This window comes from Cellvibrio chitinivorans (assembly GCF_035117775.1).
Taxonomy (GTDB): domain Bacteria; phylum Pseudomonadota; class Gammaproteobacteria; order Pseudomonadales; family Cellvibrionaceae; genus Cellvibrio; species Cellvibrio chitinivorans.
In genome coordinates this window covers 1-16,851 of the sequence record NZ_JAYKKN010000013.1, presented here as the reverse complement: position 1 = coordinate 16,851, position 16,851 = coordinate 1, and the positions used below count along the sequence as shown (strand labels likewise).

The window sequence follows — 16,851 nt, the reverse complement described above, 5'->3', positions numbered from 1 at the left end:
CTGCGCGTTTAACGGCTTCGCGACGAAACTCTTCGGTATAAGCCTGTGTTTTTTTACGTGCCATAGTGAGCACCTCCATATAGGATTTTCAACTATACAGGGTGTCTACAATTGGTGGGTAACTCGGAAACATAACGCCGCGTACAGCGGCAGTTTGTAAGTTGTGGTTTTGTGGATTACTTTTGCGCAGCAAAACCACAAAGCCGCGACTTACAAACTGTCCAGCGCACGCAGTGCGCGAGTTGGAGCACTTTGTTATGTGTACATATGGTAATTAATAGCTCTTAATTTTGATTGTGCTTTTTAATGAGCTTTAAACCAAATATTAAAGATGCTATTGATGATAGCCCGCTGAAGACCCAAAGCATTAGCGCCAAATTTGGCTGCCTGCACCTAAAATTTCCTGCGAAAAGGGAGTACTTTCCATTGCACGCAGTGAACGCCAAACTAGAGGAAGAGAACATCCACATTAATCCGTACCAAGAGCTCAAAAAAAGAACCATTGATAAGACCAATAGTAAAATGCCTTTCATTCTAGTATTCATATTTGCAGCACTTACTCATAACCACGCCTTAATTTGTAAAGTACCGATGTTCAAGCGGGCCTGTACACATAACGCCGTGCTCAACGGCAGTTTGTAAGTTGTGGTTTTGTGGATTACTTTTGCGCAGCAAAACCACAAAGCCGCGACTTACAAACTGTCCAGCGCACGTAGTGCGCGGGTTGCAGCACTTTGTTATGTGCTTTTAAAACATGAGATAGTTTAATAGAAAGTATGAAAAAATAATAAAGCCGCCGATATTAATGAGAATAATTACGGCTGCCCGTAAAAAGTCAATAAACACTAATTCTTTTGATAACAAGCATATTTTTGTGTTGTCATAAACTATTTTTACTTTCCATGCATAATAAATGTTAATAGAAAACGCCGCACACATAAAAAATTGAAAATAAACTTTGCTGTAACCGGCGGCAGCTAGAGAAAATGCAGTAACTATAAATATGATTGAAAAAATTATGTGCGGTAATGGCTTATATAGAACAATAGTCTTGCCAGTTTTTGACAGCTCAAAACGACACTTACAGATTGGGCAAGTAAAGTGTGAATTCACTAACTTAAATGAATTCGTTTCTCCATAATTTTTGCAGTTAGGGCACTCTAACAAGTCAGCTCCTTTCTCGCTACTCAATACAGCTGGTCACATAACGCCGCGATAAACGGTGGTTTTTAAGTTGCACTTTTGCCATAAAATGAAGCGAAGCGGAATGGCAAAAATGCAACTTAAAAACCATCCGTTTGATTGCTTTGTTAGGCTTAGCTCTTGCCTTTCAAATTTTCAAATAAATTATGGATGTTATTAAGATTCCCATCCCATATTTTATTAAGGCGATCTACTCTGTTGTAATATGGTTCCAATTTTACAACAACACCACAAAAATCTATTTCTTTGCTTCCGTAAAGAAATATTATGTAGTTACCACCAAGAATAAGATCTCCAAAGTAAGCGTCCCGATTTGTTTTTAGACTAACATTTCCCGAAAGTTTACCTTTAAACGACTTCAAAATAGACATTTCAAAGTTAATAAGGCCATTGCGTTTCTCAAAATTTCCAGAAACTAGCGTTCCGAAAATTATTTCTGTTGCCTTGGAAATGTGAGTTTCTATAGGGTCTTTGTATCTGTCGTAACCATCCAAACACTCCCACGCCAAGCAAGTCTGAGTAATTAAAAGAAGAGGTAGAAGTTTAAATATATTCTTCATTCTGGATGGCCTAACGCCGCGTACAACGGCAGTTTGTAAGTTGTGATTTTGTGGAAACCTTTTGCGTAGCAAAACCACAAAAGCGCGACTTACAAACTGTCCAGCCGCGCAGCGGCGTGTTGCTACTCTTTGTTATAGAGCGATTAAAAAAACCAAAATACTCCGTACTTTCAGAACCGGAAAACCCAGACAAAATGTTAAAGCTGATTTTCTCTGAGAACTCACTTAGTGGCAACGGGAAAGAGGCTACAAGACTAGAATTCCAATTTCACCAACCAAGTAATTCCCTACTTCCGCAAAACCCGCCCTTTTCAACCTGCCTACTTTCTTATTAGCACGAGGAACAACGCCACCGAAATTTGAATTTGCCGCACTGCTCAAAAGCAACTGCTTGCGAAAACTTTTCTACTTGCTCGTTTAAAAAGAACGAGCACCTATAACGTTAAGTTCAGCCGCAGTTTGTAAGCAGCGAATTTGCGAAAAACTTCGCGCAGCGATTCGCTAAATTTGCTGCTTACAAACTGTCGAGTGGAGCGAAGCGGAACGGTGCTGCAACGCTTTGTTAGGCATTAATTTAATTGCACATATTTTGATTAGCAGCTTTTTTTAAAAATAATAAACGAACCAAGCCATTAACCTTAGTGCAAATAGGTTAAGCCTATTTCCATTTCACAGTATGCCCAAAACCAACAGCGGATTCTGCTTCTTTTGTTGCTTCTTCAATTGATGAAAAACCACCGCTACCAGCATTATAAACACCGCGTTGAGTTGTTGAGCCATACTCCAAATAATAAGTGCCCTGTACTGAGTCATTAGCAAACTCTGGCGAGTCTTCATAGTCACCTGTGCCGTAGCGTACTTTGCTATAAATTATTCGGATGTCGCACTCAACCAGTTCGTTATATAAAAACGTTCCTGTTTTTACAATATTGAATTCACGATTCTGTTCTTTCATGCTTTGCCTAACGCCGCGGTAAACGGCAGAATTTAAGTTGTGGTTTTGTGGAATACTTTTGCGCAGCAAAACCACAAAACCGCGACTTAAATTCTGTCCAGTGGAGCGAAGCGGAACGAAGTTTGACCGCCTTGTTATGTGTAGTTGTGCTCTTTAAAGAGATTGCTAATTGCCAGCCAGAATTCATTTGCATGCTCCCGACGAGATTTTACATGTGCAGAAGCAGATTCAATTAATTCAAAGCGACAATTACCTAATGGAACAAAGGTCATCTTAGCGTTGTTACAAACCTTGCAAGATAAGGCAAGATTCTCGTGGTCATTGGTACCACCTTTGGATTTTGGAATTATGTGATCAAACTGAACTGAGTCCCATTTAATGCGGTCATGCATGAGTTGTTCACCGCAATATTCACAACAACCTTTGGCACGAACAAAAACTATAGCGTCACTCTGGGAATATCCCTTCTCAACCATTTGTTGCACTAACTCATCATTCATTCTTCGCACCTTGGACCTGATTCACATAACGCCGAGCTAAGCGGCAGTTTTTAAGTTGTAGTTTTGTGGAATACATTTGCGCAGCAAAACCACAAAACTACAACTTAAAAACTGTCCAGCGCACGTAGTGCGCGATGCTTCAGCGACTTGTTAAATTTCTTCTACAAAAGGACGGATTACAATTTTTGGCTCATTATATTCCCAGTGCACAACCCCGCCACTTTCTAACACTGATAAGGCTTCTAGATATCTCTCAACCTCAGCGAGTTTTAATTTGTCAGTTTTGTACAATGTTTTTTTCATTTTTTTTAGCGTAGAAAAAATTATTTTTGTCATTAGACGAACGTGTTCTTCGAGTAACGTTTGAAGATTTACAGTTGTTTGTTCAAATGTATTGTTGTTCATATAAGTACAGCTCATGCCACTTAATAAAATTTGAACGGGAACGAAAGACAGGGACTCTTGACTGTGTTTTGAAATGTAATCTACGCTGTGCGCGCCCAGTTTATGCCTGACATCTCTAATTTCGAGCGACTCTATTGCCTCTTTAAACTGTTTTAATTGATCTACTTGACAACATTTGCAAATAACGTAGGTAGCCTCTTGCTGCAAATAGGTGGAATTTAGAACACCGTACAGCCGAAGATACTTCTCACCAATTTCGTCATACCGAGAAGAACCGTTCAAACCGAAACGAAGAAAGTGATCTATTGCAGAACAAGTATCTTCGATTAAATCCATTGCTGAGCAAATAAATTTCCAGTCCTCAGGCTTGTTCAACTTTAGCGTGCGCTTAATAAAAGCAGAGTATTCCTCCTCTGGTTTGGCTTCACGACTACTACGCTCAACCATAAGAGATCTAAAATAAGAAATATGTCTCTGTAAAGAATCAACCGATTTGTTGTGCACACACTCTTCCTAATTTAACGCCGCGGTAAACGGCAGAATTTAAGTTGCGGTTTTGTGGAATACTTTTGCGCAGCAAAACCACAAAGCCGCGACTTAAATTCTGTCCAGTGGAGCGAAGCGGAACGGTGTTTGACCGCTTTGTTATGCTTCGCCTATTCCATTAGGATTTCCACACCTTCATAGCTTCCACGACACGATAAAATAACATCAAGAATTTGGTCAATTTCAGGAGATATAGTTGTTAGTGTAGTGCCGCCTTCAAAATATACTGAAACCACACGACTGTGTCCTTGATATATGCCGCTTACTTTAGAGCACTTTTTCTCAACTTCAGCCTTCGCTTGTGGCCAGTGGCTATAATCATCGGATTTTTTTGCCTCATTCCGTTGTTTAGAATACTCAAGCTCATAACTTAAATATGAACAAGATGAAAGAAGCAACAGAAGCGGTAATAGCGATATTTTCATAACTTCCTTTGCATAACGCCGCGTACAGCGGCAGTTTGTAAGTTGTGGTTTTGTGTAATACTTTTGCGCAGCAAAAACACAAAGCCGCGACTTACAAACTGTCCAGCGCACGTAGTGCGCGGGCTGCTACGCTTTGTTATGTGTTACTTAGCGAGTAACCGCCAAGGTCCACTCTCGTTCACTTGCTCAACAACTCCCTCTTCTTCAAGTTCTTTAAGCAAAGCCACCAGCCAATATTGTTGATTCGAAGAAGTGGCTTTTGGCTTATTGCTCCAGTCTAAGCCGCATTCTCTGAAAATTTCAGCCTGTTTAAGTCCTGACGAATTTGGAGCACATAGTTCATGTTGCTCCATAAATTGCCTGACCATTACTTTTGCTTCGGCTCGTAAAGACTTACCTGCGTTTTTAAATTTTTCCAACTTTTAACTCCGAACTTGGAATATTCGAGACACATAACGCCTAGTACAGCGGCAATTTGTAAGTTGATTTTTTGTGGAATACTTTTGCGTAGCAAAACCACAAAAAGGCGACTTACAAATTGTCCAGCGCCGAAGGCGCGTGCTGGTACGACTTGTTACACAAACGGATTTCTTAATTAAACCGAACTAGAAAAGTCAACTAACCTTTCAGAAAGCGACAAAGTGCGATTAAGGTTCCGCTTGCACAACGGTTATTTTTACCGCGTTATTCAGAGCGATAAACTCGCCAGAAAATAACACGCAGTGGTTATTTTTAAAATGCCTCAAATGGCGAAATACAAGCAGCCAATACATTCCAACAAAAAGAGATTCAATTTTGCCCGGAACTACTATGCCCCGGAAAACCACCAAACTTATGACTTTCCGCAAGCAGGAATTACCAATAAAAAACAAACTTACTGTGTAACATTTGTATACTGCGCATGCGCATTATCTATCCTTAAACCGATTTCAAGATCTTCTCGTAATCTTTTGAATTCATATGAATTACAGTGAGATCTATCTGTTTTGGCCTGGTAGAAACTGCGCATGCTCGATTCTTCCTAATCAAATGCTCAATATCAACTATTGGCATTCCCCAAGTTACTGACTATAGAGACTTTTTTATCCTGCCGAAAGTTTTAAATGAGCATTGATAAGTTGCATTTTGAGCACACTCCTGGGATCTAAAAAATATACTGCATAAATATACAAGGTTGGACTTGGAAAGCGCGCGCTCACATTCAGTAATGAAAAGTTTCTTCGCTTAATATTAAGGTCCGCTTTGGGCACATTACGGTCTTTCAATATTGTGGGGGAGCACAAGCTCACCATTAACTAATGGGCACAATTACGACATTGATCGAGTTAAGCCCATAGATGGAATGGCGTCAATTACGCCTTATGACAAACTAGGCTCTTTCCCGTTAGCTATTCCGCTTTCAGATATTCAGTTGGTCCTGTAGGCACCGCATCTTTAAATGTTTTTACGGGCGTGATTGCTAAATCGTTTACTACTTTCGGGTTATCCAACATCTCTTTAATTTTTGGGTGATCCGCTGTTGCTGTACCTAACCAGAGTTTTAACGTCTCTACATCATTTGGCAGAAATAAAGGAAATGAGTTTTCGTGATAAAGCTGATACTGCGGATCAGAATCGCGGGTGATGATGGAGCAAGTGTATTGGCCGGAGGGAAAGCGTTGATACACCGCACCTAGCAATAAAAAATCATCCGATTCGATTAGGTAGTGAACATCTTTGCCGTTAACATTTTTACCCTCCCCAACGCCGGTCACTATGGCAATAGCACGGCGATGATTAATGGCGTTGCTCCAAAATGCGTAATGCAGATTGCGTGCATTAAAGGTTTTTTTAGAACCGAGCACGACTTGGCCATCTACTTCCTGTGCGTGATACCACCAGGTAGCATCGACCAGTTTTAGCTCACCTTGCTCCTCAACCAGTAACCTTTTAATGGTTCGGCTCGTATTGCCGCCCCATGCGGGATAGAAGTGCTCAAGTTTGGGGATGTCGTACTCAGGCTCATTCTCGCCCCAGTCGATGTCATTGCTTTTTACACCCAGCAGATCGAGGAACGCCCGCAAGTCCCGTGGCGTTACATGACGCCTTAAATAACCGCACATAGCTTATACCCCATCCCCCAAGCGCCAAAAAGTTCTAACTTTCCCGATTGACCATACAGCATACCTCTGCACTATACTGTACATAAACACAGTATAGCTTTGAAACCATGACAACCCTACCGCCCGATCAATCCAGTACCCCCGACCAAGCTGATGCCGTTATTCAGCCAGTCAGCCTAGAGCAGCTATTGCAGCGAGATGACACTTGGCTGGGGCATTCGCGCCGCTTTACCAGCCGCGTGGCGCTGACCACTGGTTTTGATCTGCTCAATGAGGGCTTGCTTAACAAGGGCTGGCCTTTGGGTAGTTTAATTGAGGTTTGTCAGCGGGGCATCCAAGCCGAATGGCAACTGTTTAGCCCAGCTTTGCTGGAACAACCAGGGCTGATTGTATTGCTCAATCCGCCTGCGGTGCCTTTCAGCTTGCCATACATGCAGATGGGAATAGACCTGGATCGCCTAGTGGTAGTAAATACCCGCGATAAAAGCCACTTTGTGGCCAGCTTTATCGAGCTTGCCCGTGCCAGTGTCGGCGCCATACTGGCATGGCCCCCCAAAGAGAATTTGACCTACACCGAGTTGCGTAAATGCGCACTGGCAGCAACGGAAAGCACAGGTCTGTGCGTGATGCTGAGCCCCCAGCAAAACCAACAGCAAAGCTCGCCTGCCGCACTGCGCTTATTTGTGCAACTGGTGCCTAATGGATTGGAAGTCACGGCGTTTAAACAGAAAGGTTTTTTACTGAAACAGCAACCACAACCCATTGTGATTCCGCTACCTAATAGCTGGCAGCCAGCACTGCCCTATTACGCGCTCACGCAATCAATTCCCAATCAAACGCGACCGCAAAAATCCAAACGCCTCGCCAGTGTCACACCGATTCGAGGGACAAAGTGAGTGAGCAGTTTTCACGACTTTGGTTGGCCATTCGGTGTTCCGATCTTCCACTATCGGCATTGGAAGTTAATGACCCCACAACTAACCCCGTCGTCGTTATCGAATCCAAACAGGTGATCTTTGCTAACCCTGTCGCAGAGGCTAAGGGTGCACGCATTGGTATGGATATCACCAGCGCCCAATTACTAACGGGCTGCGTTGCTGTAGCACGTGATCACACAAAAGAAGCGCAAGCACTCCACACACTCTCTGAACAGCTGTATCAATTTACGCCCTACATAGAAACCTATTGCAGTAGCGAATCTGCTGAGTCGGGCGTGTTGTTAGAGATCTCCAGCTGTTTGCGTTTGTTTGGCGGCATTAAGGCGATGACTGAGCAGGTCGTAGCCTTTATGCAACAAACAGAATACGTCTATACATTCGGCTTGGCTCACTCTGCCAAGGCCGCTTGGTATTTGTCGTTTGCAGATTGGGAAATCAGCGGCGCTGAAACCAAATCCCTTTTTATTGAACGATTAAATCAACTGCCGATTGATCTGCTGGTGGATTACCCCAAAGCCTTGGAGGCATTGCATAAAACCGGCTTTCGCCGTTTTGGCGATATTGCCACCCAAATTCAGGGCAACTCCCTACGCAGTTTTACCAAACGCATGGGGCAAAAATTTAGTGATGTGCTCTGCGAGATTTATGATATTGACCAGCATTTCCAACAAGCCTCTCTGTTTCAAAAACCACGGGACATCTATCAACCCGATGAGTGGTTTGAGCAGGAGATTCAATTTGACTATCCGGTAGCACAAGTTGATCAACTAAAACCGGCCATTGAATCGTTGTTGCAACAACTGTGTGATTACTTGCGTAAACGCCAGCAGCAATGCCAACACATCCGCTGGACCATTTCCGATATCTATCGGGAAAAAGAAATACTCAATGTTCATAGCGATACGCCACAAAGTCACTGGCAGTTGCTATTTGATCTGTCGATTATCCAGTTCGATAACAAAGAACTTCTCTTTGAAGTCGATACGATTAAGTTGCTGTGTGAACACACGCTAGCAATCCAAACCACTACCGAGCTACTGGATTTTGAAGGCGCACGCCGCCGCAAAACCTCCACGCAGGATTTCGCCTTAACTATCGCCAAGCTCAAAGCCCGCTTGGGTGAAGATGCCGTCTACAAATTAGGTTACAGCGATAAAAGCCGGGTTCCCGAGCTGAATAACATTACCCATAAGCTACTGGAAAAATCCCTGCAAAACCTGCCCGCAAAATACCAACACGTATTACGCCCCACTTGGCTGCTCACCGCACCGGAATTGATGGAGCAGCGCAACGAGCGGTTGTTTTGGAATGGCTATGTTTCACCGCTGTCGGAGCCGGAACGCATAATCGGCAATTGGTGGGACGCACCTGTCGCACGAGACTATTACCTTGCCAAGCGCCACGACCATTTGCACTTGTGGATTTTTTTTAATCTCTACGACAAAAAGTGGTATGTGCATGGAGTCTTTGCCTGATGCGCTACGCTCACTTACACACCATTACCAATTTCACTTTTTTAACCGGCGCATCTCACCCCGGTGAATACATTGAACGCGCCGATGATCTAGGTTACGACGCCATTGCGATTACTGATGAATGCTCACTCGCCGGTGTCGTCAAAGCGTTTGTGGTTGCTGAGCAACGGGGAATTAAATTAATTATCGGTAGCCGCTTCACTCTATCCAACGGCATGCAACTCATTGCGATTGCACCTTCGCGCATCGCTTATGCCGAACTATCAGGTTTTATTACGCTGGCAAGGCGCAGAGCAGAAAAAGGCGAATACGAAGCGCACTTTGAAGACCTGCGTTTTCGTTTGCGCTCTTGCCTGATTATTTGGGTAGCACAATTAAGTGAAATGATTTCGGATACGCACGCAACAGAACTCAGCAATGGCTTTAAAGATCGCCTATGGATTGGTATTAATCACCAACTGCATGGTGGCGAGCAGCAGGATTTTAAACGCTGGCAGCAACTCGCTATCGACAACAATATTCCACTGGTGGCGTGCGATGAGGCTTTGATGCATTGCAATGAGCGCAAGCCCCTGCAAGATATAGTCACCGCAATTCGCCACAACACTCCCGTGCAAGAGATGGGCAGTACGTTGGAATTAAATGGCGAAGCCTATTTAAAATCCCTCCATCAACTCGCTCGTCTTTATCCACCCGAATTACTGGAAGAAACCTGCACCATTGCCGATCTGTGTCATTTCTCAATGGCCGAGTTGCGCTACCAATATCCACAAGAATTAGTCCCTGAAGGTTGCACACCCATTCAGCATTTGCGCAATCTGGTTGAGAGCGGCAAGCCCACTCGCTGGCCACAAGGTGTGCCCGAACCTATTGAGCAGTTAATTGAAAAAGAATTGACTCTTATAGAAGAACTTGCCTATGAATTTTACTTTTTAACGGTACATGACATCGTCCGTTTTGCTCGGCAACAAAAAATATTCTGCCAAGGTAGAGGTTCAGCCGCGAATTCCGTGGTGTGCTATTGCCTGTTCATCACCGAAATTGAACCGGGGCAAATCAATGTTTTGTTTGAACGTTTTATTTCACATGAGCGGGATGAGCCGCCCGATATCGACGTAGACTTTGAGCACCAGCGGCGCGAAGAAGTCATTCAATATATTTACCAAAAATACGGGCGCGAGCGCGCCGCCATTGCTGCAACCGTAATTACCTATCGCACCAAAAGCTCTGTCAGGGATGTGGGCAAAGCCTTAGGACTGGATGAGACCTTGATTGATCATCTCGCTAAAAATATTACTTGGTGGGACAAGCAGGAAAGCCTTGAAGCGCAAATCACCGCATTGAATGGCAATTCCCGGTCTAACCCCCAATCCAAGTTGCTATTGCACTTTTTTAATCTGGTGCAACAAATTCACGGTTACCCCCGCCACCTGAGCCAACATGTCGGCGGCTTTGTTATTTCCGAAAGCAAACTGAGCGATCTGGTGCCGCTGGAAAATGCCTCCATGCCCGAGCGAACCATTATTCAGTGGGATAAAGAAGATTTAGAGGCAATGCGTTTATTGAAAGTGGATGTATTGGCATTAGGGATGCTATCGGCGCTGCGGCGTTCACTCAGTTATATCTCTGCCTACAATCCAAGTATCAAAACACTGCAAGATATTCCACGAGAAGACACGGCAACCTACAACATGCTTTGTCGTGGCGACAGCGTCGGCGTATTTCAAATAGAAAGCCGTGCACAAATGGCAATGCTGCCACGCCTACAACCCAGGTGCTTTTATGACCTAGTAATTCAAATCGCGATAGTTCGCCCAGGCCCTATTCAAGGCGATATGGTGCACCCTTATTTGCGCCGCCGTTCCGGCGAAGAACCCATCACCTATGTGAGCGACGCCGTTAAAGACGTATTAACACCCACATTGGGAGTTCCGATTTTTCAGGAACAGGTCATGCGTCTCTCAATGGTTGCAGCAGGCTTTACCGGTGGCGAAGCGGATCAACTGCGTAGAGCAATCACCAATTGGGGAAAAAATTCAAAGCTGTTGTTGTTCGAGGAAAAGTTCAAAGAGGGGTTGCTAAACAACGGTTATTCACAGGAATTTGCAGACGATTTATTTGAGCAGGTGAAAGGTTTTGGAGGCTATGGATTTCCAGAATCCCACTCCGCAAGTTTTGCCATTTTGTGTTATGTGTCCAGCTGGATTAAATGCCATCACCCAGCCGCATTTTATTGCGCACTCTTAAACAGCCAACCAATGGGTTTTTACAGCCCATCTCAATTAATTCAGGACGCACGTCGCCATGATATTTCAATATTTCCTGTCGATATCAATTACAGCCATTACGAATACACACTGGAAATAGATCAGCATGGCCGTCATGCAATCCGCATGGGTTTTATTGCCGTAAGTACGCTGAATACGGAACGCGCCAAGGCGGTTGCAAGTGCGCGGGGAAATAAAAGATTCAAATCACTCAAAGAGGTAAGCAATCGTACATCCCTCACCGCAACCGACATGACACATCTGGCTGCTGCCGACGCTTTTAATTCAATAGCAGGTAATAGATACAGAGCACATTGGGAAGCATCAGCGCTCGTATCTCACTCACAGCTACTTAACGACAGCGAAACAGATCAAGATGATCTGTTAATGGATGCGCCTTCGTTGGAAGAGAACGTGATGGAAGATTATTTCGCAACAGGCTTAACACTGCGAACACACCCGATGGCAATCCTTCGGCAAGAGCCACCATTTAAAAACGCAACGCGCTATATAGATTTAATCAACCTGCCTCATAAAGGTTTTGTGCGAGTCGCCGGTCTCGTCACCGGAAAACAGCGACCCGGCACCGCAACTGGCGTATTGTTTTTATCACTGGAAGATGAAACGGGCACCATCAACGTGGTGATTTGGAACAGCACCCAACAGCATTTCCGCTCTCAGATACTCACAGGAAAGCTGTTAGTTATTAATGGAACTGTTGAAATATTAACTGAAGGTGTAGCCACGCCTGTGATTCATGTCATCGCAGGAAAAATAGAAGACTTAACCCCTCGCTTACAAACGCTCTCAGTTAAATCGCGGGACTTTCATTAAGCAGTGACAAGTGATATAGAAAAGATAGTCTATGCGTTAGCAAATAATGAGTGCTTATATATTTTTATCTTATGGAATAAAAGCGAAATAAAAAATCATCATAATTTCAATTAAAGGCATATGTTTAATAAAAAAATATTTATGCTTTAAAAGCATGAAAAACAGGCATAAATCAATGAGCGATGAAAGTCTCTCAATATGACATCTTAAATCATTACTGATTATTTAGACCATTATGCAACTTATTATTAAAATAATGCCATCACACTTACCTCTTACCATAAGAAAAGGAAAAGTTAGCAAGTAACAAAAATTTGTTGCATAATGGTCTAATATAGTTACTCAATAAGCCAACCGAGTAATGTCATGTCTAACCCGCAACTCCTTATAGACGAGATCAAACTATCGCTAGCAAAGCTAGGTGGTCTCCTGCGGCAAAATACTCCATTGCAAGCGTGTGTATCACTTATCCCGCCCGTACTCAAAGGCGATGAAACAGAACCGCTCGAACTAATTCATCCCGAAGAACATCGGGATCTTGATGCCATTGAGTTCGCCGCACACGCTTTTAACGACCTCCATATCGTAAAACCCTGGTCACAAAAAGCTACCCGGCGTTATGTTGGAGTCATTCGCTTTCCTGAAAAAACGGCATTGAGTTTAGAGACTGTAGCTCTCATCAAACATATCAATTTAACCAAAGCCTCTTTGGAAAGGTACATTACTGACACCTACTCCACTCGCTCGATGCGCTTTGCCGCAATTCGCGAATGTGCTCATGGAATAATGACCAAACATCTGTACCGACAAATTCTTTGCTTCGATCGACAAGAAATAAAGTCAGTTCGGTTTAGTTGGCAACGAAAAGATTCCGTCGTGCTTCCAAGTCCAAAAAAGTTCAATGATTTAATCGCGCAAATTCAACAGGCGATACTTTCAGCAAATGAATATACCCTTCTTCCCTTGGAGCAACTCCTAACCAACTTATCCATGGTCAACCCCGATCAACTACGGTTGCGCTACCCAATAAAAGTACAACCAGCAGCCAATGTAGTCTCCTATATTCCACCCGAAGCAACACGAATTGCTCGTCCCGCACAGGACAAGACTGATGGATCATTTAACGGGGAAATTTTCCGGAAGACATACAACGCACCTTTGCCTGTACTCGTCTTTCAGGATATTGCAATCAAAACTGCACCGATAAAACAGTTCAACGCTCAATTAGCAGCAACACGCAAACAACGAAATGACAAGCAACGGACTCAAATTATCGGTTCATTTTCTGGAGTACAGATAGAGCTTCTTTCATAGACTGTCGGCCTAAGGTGATTCTTATTGCCAAGCTATCGCATTAGATGATTCTGCTTCCAATTCGCTAAAAAGGGAAAAAATAGGAAGGAGGATAATCTAGGCGAGCAATCAAAGGGATTGTTTTATGGTATTCAAAATAGTCATCCCCATCACCACGTTGAGCTCTAGTCCTAGCGATAGTAATAGTACGCCTTGCATTTCTAACAATGTCCTTTTGTTCACGAACCTGTCTTTCTTTGTGTCTACGCGCTGCCGTTGCGATCAATTTTTTTTCGTATTGCTCTTTCAGACGAATATTTCTTTCGCAATCATATTCATAGAGACTACGATTGCCCTGCGCTAGATATTCTCTCCCTCTTTCTATATTGTCCATTACACATTCTCTTGCTTCATAAGAGAGTCTAGAGTGCTCAAGAAAAATTTGATTTTCCCTAACCAACCACTCACCGTATTCACGACAGGTTTCAAAATCAAATGCATTGAAATTTCCACTCAAGCGCAACACCTCATCATTACAATTCAAATAAACGTTAATAGATATACATAATCAGATTATGCCAGTAGTAAACGACTATAAAATATAAGTTGTTAAGCGCCCATCCTCGTGTCTCAAACGAAACCATTTCTTTTCATAACAAACCAAACCCAGCACATTGGAACCACCATCATAATTACAAGTAACAACCTTTCACCAAAAGTAGGTTTGCTTTTATACGTTTGATAACCCAAGTTAAAAAGACCTACGATCAATGGAAAAATAATAGCAAGGTGGTATGTGCAAATAATCCAATAGCTCCACTCTTTTTTTGCAAGCAATACATTATGCATGTTTACTTCGTAATCGCTAAAAATTGCACAAATAAACATAATCACGTTTGCAATAATCTGAGTCCCAGGCTCCACAAGTATCAGAAAGGCCTTAACATTCAATTCAAAAATAACATTCCACGGCATGTCATTCCATGTAAAGACCCAAAATACCAATGGGAAAAAGAAAAAAATCACACAGATTAATGCGAGCGTAAAAGGGCTAACCTCCCCACGCTGAACCGCTCTATTCATAGAAATTGGGATTGAAAGGTATAAGGCAACCAATCCTGCTGCCAATAATCCAACCCAGCCAACCACCATCATGTAACCACAAATGCTGCCCAGCACTAAGGTGATCAATCCTGAAACTATGCTTGGCAGCTTTTCAGCGCCCATCACTACATAACCAGCGAAAGTGGGCACGATATCTACCGCCTTACCATTCACTTTTTTGAATTTAGTCAGTTCCACTTTTTTCTTCCTCAGTTGTTTAACTCACTAAGACCAAATTATTTCTTAAAAACAAAAGGTCAATCTTTTTCTTTAGAGTTTTTATAAATTGAAAATGAATGGCTTTTATTGGCGGGGAACAATGGCCTCCATGCTTGTTTGAAGATTTGTATTAAATGTTGTTAGCTAGGGCGTCAAAATCTTGTTCAATGTTAGAGGCGGGATCGGTTTCAACTGGAATATTACCGAACACTACCGGTATGTATGGATACGCCAACTAATAAACTGGGGCTCTCCATATCAACTAACCCCTTCAGCCACTAATACGCTCTCTTTCAAACGATTGATCAGAATACAAGCCATCAGCTTGGCTAGCCCGTTTACATTTGCATATTCATCCAGATAGACGCACCCAGGCAATCGAGTGTCAATTTCTTGCTCAAGAGCAACCGCACCTCCTCCGGCGATCAGGATTTTGTTATAGCCATCTAACCGATCAACATTTTCTACGATAAGCCTTAACAGCTTGGCTACCCAATCACCTTTAAGACGGCTTACCTCTTCGCTGATATCGATAGGCTTGTTGAGCATTGGGAAGGATATAAAACCAGTGTCGAACGCTGCATCAACTGTTCTTTGGGAGATGTTATTTGCCGCTGCTTTATAATCCTCTGGCAGTTCTACCTTCAACTTAAATTGAATTAACTTAGCTAATTCATCTTTAAGAGAAACAAGGCCAAAACCTTCAAACGTAAAGCAGCGTGCTTCATCCACACTGACATTGAGTTGTCCGGCGCTAGTCATGGTTACAAGGTCTATAGTTCCACCACCAATATCAACTACAAGGATAGTTTCGGCTTCAGCTGCCTCCTGTAATACAGAACCATCGTAGTTGATCGCCCACTCGTAGAACGCAGCATGCCCCTCAGCTACAACCATATGGGATGCAATCTGTAGCGGCTCTGATTTACCAGCGCGCACAACAGGGGTTTTAAATTGAGCAATCACCTTCTGTTTGTTTCCATCCACTTCCATACGCTTAACTGGAAGTGTCGTGGCGATTATCAGCTTTTTATCCCACATTTTTGATCTTTGGACGCAATGTGAAAAGAGTGCCAAGTTTTCATTCGAGTACTGATAATTGTCCAGCAAAGATTGACTGTCGCGACCTAATGACTCATTGCAGGTGTACAGTTGACCACCAATTTCGTAAGCGCTGATGATGTTTCCATCGTGGTCACGCAAAACATTCTGAGTTCCAGTTTTCACTAAGGAGTTGAGTTTAAAACGGTGTACTGAGCCATCCGCGCCAATAGAAATTATCTTGTGACTATCATAGCCATTGTCGTCAATGAAGATGGCATAACCGTTCGCAGCAAGCGCTTTAAGTCCATCTAATGTTCTTTTCGCTTTAAATTGATGTTTAACCATTTTCTTCACCTAATATTGGTAGTAGATAGTTATTGACTGCGTGCAATTCGAAGTCGTTTAGCCTTTAATCAACGCCGTCCTTTAATTCTGTTTTTCCCGCCCATAATTTTTGAAACAGTCAATTTCACTCGCAGTCGACGGGCAAAACTCAAAACGGTGTACCCTTTGTTTCTGATAATGATATCTGCGGCCACCCAGATCACTATTAATAGAAGATCCGCCATGCCAGGTACCAGATGGCAAACCGCTGCGGGGAACATCACAAGCGCATTCACTTCAAATCCTGCAGGGCCACTAACAGTGTCTTTGTATGTGTGCGACCAATCGTGATTAAATCTATCATCCATCTTATCCCGACGGTTCTGCATGTCATCACGTAAGGCGGACTTTTGATCGCCGCGTCCTTTTCATCGGCAGTCGAAAACTTTGGAAGATTGGCCGCCGCCCCGTAGCTGGCAAGCGCCGAGTCAACATCCGCATCACTCGCAGTGAAAGATTGAGCGCCCGAGTGTTGATTTGCGTTTAAAACTGACCCACCTTTTGCGTTGAATTTTGACCCACCCTTAATGGTTTATTTTACGGGTTTGGGTTGTGGATAAGCTGTCGTCTTTTTCTCCTTTTTCGGTGGGTTTGAAC

General features: G+C 43.2%; 16 protein-coding genes. 5 read left to right on the top strand and 11 right to left on the bottom strand.

From position 1 onward, the window contains the following. The first annotated feature begins 306 nt into the window (after positions 1 to 306). Positions 307 to 642: a hypothetical protein gene (locus SPL68_RS18090; protein WP_323816579.1), complete on the top strand. Its 336-nt coding sequence runs from the start codon at positions 307 to 309 to the stop codon at positions 640 to 642. Between the two features lie 674 nt (positions 643 to 1,316). Here SPL68_RS18090 and SPL68_RS18085 read toward each other — a convergent pair. The 7 genes from SPL68_RS18085 to SPL68_RS18055 all read right to left on the bottom strand — a co-directional run bounded on the left by SPL68_RS18085 (position 1,317) and on the right by SPL68_RS18055 (position 6,696). Next, positions 1,317 to 1,763: a hypothetical protein gene (locus SPL68_RS18085; protein ID WP_323816578.1), complete on the bottom strand. Its 447-nt coding sequence runs from the start codon at positions 1,761 to 1,763 to the stop codon at positions 1,317 to 1,319. 658 nt (positions 1,764 to 2,421) lie between these two features. Beyond that, on the bottom strand, positions 2,422 to 2,718 hold the full coding sequence (locus tag SPL68_RS18080) for a hypothetical protein (protein ID WP_323816577.1): 297 nt from the start codon (positions 2,716 to 2,718) through the stop codon (positions 2,422 to 2,424). Between the two features lie 134 nt (positions 2,719 to 2,852). Continuing rightward, complete coding sequence (locus SPL68_RS18075) at positions 2,853 to 3,218, bottom strand: HNH endonuclease (protein WP_323816576.1); 366 nt, start codon at positions 3,216 to 3,218, stop codon at positions 2,853 to 2,855. A 150-nt stretch (positions 3,219 to 3,368) separates the two neighbouring features. Beyond that, the gene (locus tag SPL68_RS18070) at positions 3,369 to 4,070 is read right to left on the bottom strand and encodes a hypothetical protein (RefSeq protein ID WP_323816575.1); all 702 of its coding nucleotides are present in this window, start codon (positions 4,068 to 4,070) and stop codon (positions 3,369 to 3,371) included. Between the two features lie 209 nt (positions 4,071 to 4,279). Continuing rightward, complete coding sequence (locus tag SPL68_RS18065; protein WP_323816574.1) at positions 4,280 to 4,594, bottom strand: hypothetical protein; 315 nt, start codon at positions 4,592 to 4,594, stop codon at positions 4,280 to 4,282. A gap of 143 nt (positions 4,595 to 4,737) precedes the next feature. Further along, the gene (locus SPL68_RS18060) at positions 4,738 to 5,013 is read right to left on the bottom strand and encodes a hypothetical protein (protein ID WP_323816573.1); all 276 of its coding nucleotides are present in this window, start codon (positions 5,011 to 5,013) and stop codon (positions 4,738 to 4,740) included. A gap of 969 nt (positions 5,014 to 5,982) precedes the next feature. Next, positions 5,983 to 6,696, bottom strand: a complete 714-nt coding sequence (locus SPL68_RS18055; RefSeq protein WP_323816572.1) for an SOS response-associated peptidase family protein — start codon at positions 6,694 to 6,696, stop codon at positions 5,983 to 5,985. Between the two features lie 107 nt (positions 6,697 to 6,803). Here SPL68_RS18055 and SPL68_RS18050 point away from each other — a divergent pair, with 107 nt between their 5' ends. The 4 genes from SPL68_RS18050 to SPL68_RS18035 all read left to right on the top strand — a co-directional run bounded on the left by SPL68_RS18050 (position 6,804) and on the right by SPL68_RS18035 (position 13,524). Next, the gene (locus tag SPL68_RS18050) at positions 6,804 to 7,592 is read left to right on the top strand and encodes a diguanylate cyclase (protein ID WP_323816571.1); all 789 of its coding nucleotides are present in this window, start codon (positions 6,804 to 6,806) and stop codon (positions 7,590 to 7,592) included. Further along, on the top strand, positions 7,589 to 9,109 hold the full coding sequence (locus SPL68_RS18045; protein WP_323816570.1) for a Y-family DNA polymerase: 1,521 nt from the start codon (positions 7,589 to 7,591) through the stop codon (positions 9,107 to 9,109). The genes SPL68_RS18050 and SPL68_RS18045 overlap by 4 nt, the downstream gene beginning before the upstream one ends. Then, on the top strand, positions 9,109 to 12,210 hold the full coding sequence (locus tag SPL68_RS18040; RefSeq protein ID WP_323816569.1) for an error-prone DNA polymerase: 3,102 nt from the start codon (positions 9,109 to 9,111) through the stop codon (positions 12,208 to 12,210). Before SPL68_RS18045 ends, SPL68_RS18040 begins: the two co-directional genes overlap by 1 nt. A 366-nt stretch (positions 12,211 to 12,576) precedes the next feature. Continuing rightward, positions 12,577 to 13,524, top strand: a complete 948-nt coding sequence (locus SPL68_RS18035) for a DNA replication terminus site-binding protein (RefSeq protein ID WP_323816568.1) — start codon at positions 12,577 to 12,579, stop codon at positions 13,522 to 13,524. Between the two features lie 64 nt (positions 13,525 to 13,588). On the opposite strand, the gene SPL68_RS18030 is transcribed toward SPL68_RS18035, so the two are convergent. From SPL68_RS18030 to SPL68_RS18015, 4 genes are all read right to left on the bottom strand, one after another. Then, positions 13,589 to 14,020, bottom strand: a complete 432-nt coding sequence (locus tag SPL68_RS18030; protein ID WP_323816567.1) for a hypothetical protein — start codon at positions 14,018 to 14,020, stop codon at positions 13,589 to 13,591. A 113-nt stretch (positions 14,021 to 14,133) separates the two neighbouring features. Next, positions 14,134 to 14,805, bottom strand: a complete 672-nt coding sequence (locus SPL68_RS18025) for a hypothetical protein (protein ID WP_323816566.1) — start codon at positions 14,803 to 14,805, stop codon at positions 14,134 to 14,136. 279 nt (positions 14,806 to 15,084) lie between these two features. After that, positions 15,085 to 16,215, bottom strand: coding sequence for a ParM/StbA family protein (locus tag SPL68_RS18020; RefSeq protein ID WP_323816565.1), 1,131 nt, complete (start codon positions 16,213 to 16,215; stop codon positions 15,085 to 15,087). Positions 16,216 to 16,283: 68 nt separating this feature from the next. Continuing rightward, entirely contained in the window at positions 16,284 to 16,583 is a 300-nt protein-coding gene (locus SPL68_RS18015) for a hypothetical protein (RefSeq protein ID WP_323816564.1), read from the bottom strand. Positions 16,584 to 16,851 lie beyond the last annotated feature (268 nt).